The organism is Nitratidesulfovibrio liaohensis, assembly GCF_011682075.1.
Classification (GTDB): domain Bacteria; phylum Desulfobacterota; class Desulfovibrionia; order Desulfovibrionales; family Desulfovibrionaceae; genus Cupidesulfovibrio; species Cupidesulfovibrio liaohensis.
Genome location: NZ_VSMK01000491.1, coordinates 1 through 1,784, shown reverse-complemented (window position 1 = coordinate 1,784; position 1,784 = coordinate 1). Strand labels below are relative to the sequence as shown.

The window sequence follows — 1,784 nt, the reverse complement described above, 5'->3', positions numbered from 1 at the left end:
GTGGGCCGGGCAGAAAGGCCGAGGCCTCCGAACGCCCCACCGGGGCGCGTGCGTCTGCGGACAGGTCACCGGAGAAGCCCGGCGGCAAGCCCGATGCCAAGGGCGGCCGGGGCAAGGGCAGGGCGGCAGGCATGTCTGCCGGTCCGTCTTCGGGCAATGTTGGCCCTGCCGCCGTTGCTGCCCGCAAGGCGCGCGGCCCCCTGGGAGCGCACCTGCCCCCAGGGGTTCCCGGCATGCCCGGGTTGCACGGCATGGGTGCCATGGCCCCTCATGGCATGGTTCCGGACGGTGCCGCCCTGTCGGCAGGCGCGTCGGGCATGGCCGGGTTGGGTGGACTGAACGGACTGGCCATGGCCGGTGCCGCGCCCGGCGCGGGCGGGCTGATCCGTTACCTGATCCTGCGTCCCTTCCTGCCGCGCATCGTGCGCATGGTTTCCGCCTTCTTCCGCGCGCTGCCCTTCCTGCTCAAGGGGGGGCGTTCGCTGGCATCGGGCCGTCTCAACGTGGACGTGCTGGACGCGGCGGCGCTGGGCATCTCGCTGGTGCGGGGCGACTTCCGCTCCGTCGGGCTGATCACCGCGCTGTTCGCCGTGGGCGAGTTCCTGGAGGAATGGACCCGCAAGAAGTCGCGCGAAAGCCTGGCCGAAAGCCTGGCCGTGGACGTGGACACCGTGTGGGTGAAGCGCGGCGAGGCAGAGGTGCAGGTGCCCCTTTCCGCCCTGGTCGACGACGACCTCGTGGTGGTCCGCGCCGGTTCGTCCATCCCCGTGGACGGCGTGGTGGCCGAGGGCGAGGCCATGGTCAACCAGACCTCCATGACCGGCGAACCGCTGGCCGTGGCCCGGCGCGCCGGAGCCTCGGTGTACGCGGGCACCGTGGTGGAGGAAGGGCGGCTGGACATCCGGCCCACCGGCGTGGGGTCCGCAACGCGCATCAACCAGATCGTGGGTTTCATCGAACGGTCGGAAGCCCTGAAGGCCAACGTGCAGGGCAAGGCGGAGCGCCTGGCCGATGCCATCGTGCCTTACAGCTTCCTGCTGGCGGGCGCGGTGTGGGCCGTCACCCGCGACGTGGCACGTGCCGCGTCGGTGCTGCTGGTGGATTACTCGTGCGCCATCCGTCTGGCCACGCCGCTAGCCATCCTGACCGGCATGCGCGAAGGCGCCCGCCATGGCGTACTCATCAAGGGCGGCCGGTTCATCGAAGGTCTGGCGGGCGCGGACACCGTGGTCTTCGACAAGACGGGCACCCTCACCGAGGCGCGCCCCCGCGTGGCCGAGGTCATTTCGCTGAACGGGCATGGCCGCGACGACGTATTGCGCCTGGCCGCCTGCCTGGAAGAGCATTTTCCCCATCCCGTGGCCCGCGCCGTGGTGCGCAAGGCCGAACAGGAAGCGTTGGACCATCAGGAGGAACACGCCGAGGTCGAATACGTGGTGGCCCACGGCATCGCCTCGCGCCTGCGCGGCAAGCGCGTGCTGGTGGGCAGCCGCCACTTCGTCCACGAGGACGAGGGCGTGCCCCTGGAAGAATTCCTGCCCGTGATCAACGAATGGGCGGCCAAGGGCTACTCCATCCTGCACCTGGCCATCGGGGGCAAGCTGGCGGGCATCCTGTGCATAGAGGACCCGCTGCGGCCCGAGGCCGCCGGGGTGGTGCGCGGACTGCGCGAGCAGGGCGTGAAGCGCATCGTCATGCTGACCGGCGACGGGCCGGTGACGGCGGCGGCGGTGGCCAACGCCGTGGGCGTGGACGAATGGCGCGCCCAGGTGCTGCCCGCCGAC

The 1,784-nt window shown here is 71.1% G+C and carries 1 protein-coding gene; it reads left to right on the top strand.

Annotated elements, in window-relative coordinates; genetic code table 11:
• Positions 1-233: 233 nt before the first annotated feature.
• Positions 234-1,784, top strand: a 1,551-nt coding sequence (locus tag FVW27_RS14720) for a heavy metal translocating P-type ATPase (protein WP_243838483.1), incomplete at its 3' end; no start/stop codon positions are given.